This window comes from Flavobacterium sp., from assembly GCF_003525665.1.
GTDB lineage: Bacteria > Bacteroidota > Bacteroidia > Flavobacteriales > Flavobacteriaceae > Flavobacterium.
This window is the reverse complement of sequence record NZ_DQDX01000002.1, coordinates 10,419-14,601: the sequence shown is the minus strand read 5'-3', so window position 1 is coordinate 14,601 and position 4,183 is coordinate 10,419. Positions and strand designations below refer to the sequence as shown.

The 4,183-nt window shown below is 34.3% G+C and carries 2 protein-coding genes; one reads left to right on the top strand and one right to left on the bottom strand.

From position 1 onward, the window contains the following. Positions 1–25: 25 nt before the first annotated feature. Entirely contained in the window at positions 26–3,043 is a 3,018-nt protein-coding gene (locus DIU01_RS00345; RefSeq protein WP_290831280.1) for a leucine--tRNA ligase, read from the bottom strand. A 240-nt stretch (positions 3,044–3,283) separates the two neighbouring features. Between DIU01_RS00345 and DIU01_RS00340 the strand changes: the two genes are divergently transcribed. Further along, complete coding sequence (locus DIU01_RS00340; protein WP_290831279.1) at positions 3,284–4,159, top strand: ABC transporter permease; 876 nt, start codon at positions 3,284–3,286, stop codon at positions 4,157–4,159. The last annotated feature ends 24 nt before the right edge of the window (positions 4,160–4,183 follow it).

The following is a 4,183-nucleotide window of genomic DNA, read 5'->3' as shown; positions in this document are numbered from 1 at the left end:
TGAAACAAGTTCAGAATGACAAAATCTATCCTACCAAATTAATAATTTTCCCTGGAACGATAATGATATTTTTTGGAGTAGTTCCAGCCAATTGCGCAATCGTTCTTTCGTCGGCCATGATTATTTCTTGAATTTGTTCTTTCGATAAATCCAATGGTAATTTAATAGTAAAACGCATTTTTCCATTGAACGAAACTGGATATTCCTTTTCAGATTCTACCAAATATTTCGCATCAAAAACCGGAAAATCAACCGTTGCAACCGAACCTTCATGACCTAATTGCGACCATAATTCTTCAGCAATATGTGGCGCATAAGGAGAAACTACAATTGCCAATGGTTCTAAAATTTTTCTGTGATTGCATTTTAGTTGTGCCAATTCGTTTACGCAAATCATAAACTGTGAAACCGAAGTATTGAACGAGAAATTCTCGATATCTTCAGTAACTTTTTTGATGGTTTTATGTAATGATTTGTACATTTCTGCTGTTGGTTCGTCGTTGGTTACAATCAAACCATTATCATCAAAATACAAGCGCCATAATTTTTTCAAGAATCCAGAAACTCCTGTAATTCCAGCAGTATTCCAAGGTTTTGCTTGTTCCAATGGACCCAAAAACATTTCATACAAACGCAAGGTATCTGCACCATAATCATTACAAATATCATCTGGATTGACCACATTGTATTTCGATTTTGACATTTTTTCTACTTCGCGACCAACGATATATTTGCCGTTTTCAGTTATGAATTCTGCATCATTATAATCAGAATATAACGGATGCTTTTTAAATGCTTCAATGTCTAATTCGTTTGTGATATCGTTTATTACAGATAAATCAACGTGAAGTTGTTGAAAATAAGAAATTAATTTTCCACCATTACTTAATTCAATTATATCATTTGAATTAGGGTATTTATTTAAAACTTTATCAAGCACAAAAAACATAAATCCTGAATTGTCTTTTGAAACTTTGTCATACATACCTTTTCCGATAAATATCGGAGGAAAACTGTTTGGCAAACCTTTCAAGTTCTCTACATTAATTCCGTCTTTATCTTCTATCTTCCATAAAACTCTATAAACAAAAGCACTCATTCCCAAAATCATTCCTTGATTAATCAATTTCTTGAATGGTTCTTCTGTTGGAGCGAAACCTTTGTCTTTTAGAAATTTGTTCCAAAAACGAGAATACAATAAATGTCCGGTTGCGTGTTCGCTTCCTCCAATGTATAAATCTACGTTTTCCCAATATTTTAGTGCATCGGCTGAGGCAAATTCGTTTTCATTGTGTGCATCCATATAACGCATCCAATACCAAGAACTTCCTGCCCAACCTGGCATGGTATTTAATTCTAAAGGAAAAACTGTAACGTTGTCAATCAACTGATTACTGACCACTGAACACTGAACACTATCCCAAGCCCAATCGGTTGCGTTTCCTAATGGCGGTTGTCCGTCTTCAGTTGGCAAATATTTTTCTACTTCTGGTAAAACAATTGGTAAATGTTTCGCATCAATCATTTGTGGCAATCCATTCACATAATAAACCGGAAATGGTTCACCCCAATATCTTTGACGAGAGAAAACCGCGTCACGCAAACGGTAATTGGTTTTTCCTTTTCCGTGATTGATTTTTTCTAATGCTGAGATGATTGTTATAGTTCCATCTTTGTAACCCATTCCGTCGAGGAAATCAGAATTTACTAATTTGAAACCTTCTTTAGAACCAAATGCTTCCTGAGAAATATCTTGGTCGAAAATATTTTTTATTTCGGGCATTCCGTTTTGACCTTTGAAGAAATTTGCGAAAGCATAATCACGTTCGTCGCCACATGGAACCGCCATAACCGCGCCTGTTCCGTAACCAGCCAAAACGTAATCGCCAATCCAAACCGGAATTGGTTCTTTGGTAAATGGATGTTCTGCAAACGCACCTGTGAACACTCCTGAAATGGTTTTTACATCGGCCATTCTTTCTCTTTCAGAACGTTTTGCAGTTGCTTCTACATAAGCATCAACCGCCGCTTTTTGTTCTGGAGTTGTAATTTGTGAAACCAATTCGTGTTCTGGAGCTAAAGTCATGAACGTTACTCCGAAGATCGTATCAGGTCTTGTAGTGAAAACTGAAATAGTTGTAGGTTGTAGGTTGTGGGTTGTAGGTTGTAGGTTAAATGTAACCATTGCTCCTACACTTTTTCCAATCCAGTTTCTTTGCGATTCTTTTATCGATTCGCTCCAATCTATGGTTTCTAAACCTTGTAATAAACGTTCTGCATAAGCAGAAATTCGCATCGACCATTGAGTCATTTTTTTACGAATAACAGGATGTCCGCCACGTTCTGAAACGCCGTTTACGATTTCGTCATTGGCTAAAACAGTTCCTAAAGCTGGACACCAGTTTACTTCGGTTTCAGCTAAATAGGTTAATCTGTATTGTAAAAGAATTTGTTGCTTTTTTTCTTCAGAATAAAAACTCCAATCTGAAGGGAAAAATATTTCAACATTATCGTCGCAAACTGCATGAACCGTTGCATTTCCAGCTTTTTCAAATATTGAAATTAATGTCGAAATATCTTCGGCTTGATCTGTACTTTTATTGTACCACGAATTAAATAATTGTATAAAAATCCACTGTGTATATTTGTAATAATCGGCATTTGAAGTGCGCACTTCTCTACTCCAATCGAATGAAAAACCAATTCTATCCAATTGTTCACGGTAACGAGCAATGTTTTCACGAGTAGTTTTTTCTGGATGTTGCCCAGTTTGAATAGCATATTGTTCGGCAGGCAAACCAAAAGAATCGTAACCTTGCGGATGCAAAACATTAAAACCTTTATGACGTTTGTAACGCGCCACAATATCTGAAGCAATATAACCTAGCGGATGACCAACGTGCAAACCAGCACCTGATGGATAAGGAAACATATCCAAAACATAGTATTTTGGTTTTTCAGAACTATTTGATGCTGCAAAAGTTTGGTTTTCTGCCCAATATTTCTGCCATTTGGCTTCTACTTTTTCGTGATGGTATTTCATTGCTGTTACGTATTCTGTTTAAGTGAAAATTGTTTACTTTAAAAAACTTTACATTTAATTTATTTGTAAGAATTTACTTTGTTTAAAAAAGTAGAAATTGCTACCAAAGTTAATCGAAAGTTAATGTCTGTGCTAATCGGTGACAAATTTACGTTTTAAGTACTAAAATCAAAACTTTAAACGTTATAAACATTTGATTAAACAAATTCTTTATTATTTTTACGGCTTAATTTACAATGTATGTCATCAAATTTCGATAAATTTCAAAAGAGAAGAGTAATAACATCTTACGTTTCTGTAGTGTTAAGTGTATTTTTAGTATTATTTCTACTAGGAATGCTTGGACTTTTCATCATCAACTCAAAACGATTATCAGATAATTTTAAGGAAGATATTGTAATGACTGTTTTCTTTAAAAACGAAGCGGTTGATAGCACTTTTACAGCATTCGATGCCGAAATGAAAGCAGCAAAATTTGCTAAAGATTTTAAATTTGTTTCAAAAGACGATGCTGCAAAACAACACAAAGAAGTAATTGGCGAGGATTTCATGGAGTTTTTAGGAACAAATCCGTTGTACAATTCGTATGATATTCATTTGAAAGCCGAGTATGTAACGAATCCGGGTTTTTCTAAAGTGGAAAGTCAAATTCGTGCCAATCCAATGGTTGCCGATGTGGTTTATGACAAACAATTAATTACTTTGGTGAATGACAATATTAAAAAAGTAACTTTTTGGGTTTTACTTGTGAGCGCAATATTTGCTGTGATTTCGTTTTTACTAATTAATAGTTCACTTCGATTATCAATTTATGCAAACAGATTTATTATAAAAACTATGCAAATGGTCGGTGCAACAAAAGCATTCATTAGAAAACCATTCATTACAAGAAGTATCATTTTGGGAATTATTGGTTCGGTTTTGGCGGTTTTAGTTTTGATTGGTGTTTTATTTTACATCAATACAAACTTTCCTGCATTGGAAATATTCAAAGATATCGAATTGACTATTGCCGTTTTAGTAGGTGTTTTGGCACTTGGAATTTTAATAACTTGGATAAGCACGTATTTTGCAACACAACGTTTCTTGAATTTAAGAACGGATGATTTGTATTAATTAAGAATATAGAGAATAGAATAT

Bases quoted from the DNA above. Each gene is read 5' to 3' on its own strand.
- DIU01_RS00345 (WP_290831280.1), bottom strand. From the start codon at position 3,043: ATGAAATACCATCACGAAAAAGTAGAAGCCAAATGGCAGAAATATTGG.
- DIU01_RS00340 (WP_290831279.1), top strand. From the start codon at position 3,284: ATGTCATCAAATTTCGATAAATTTCAAAAGAGAAGAGTAATAACATCT.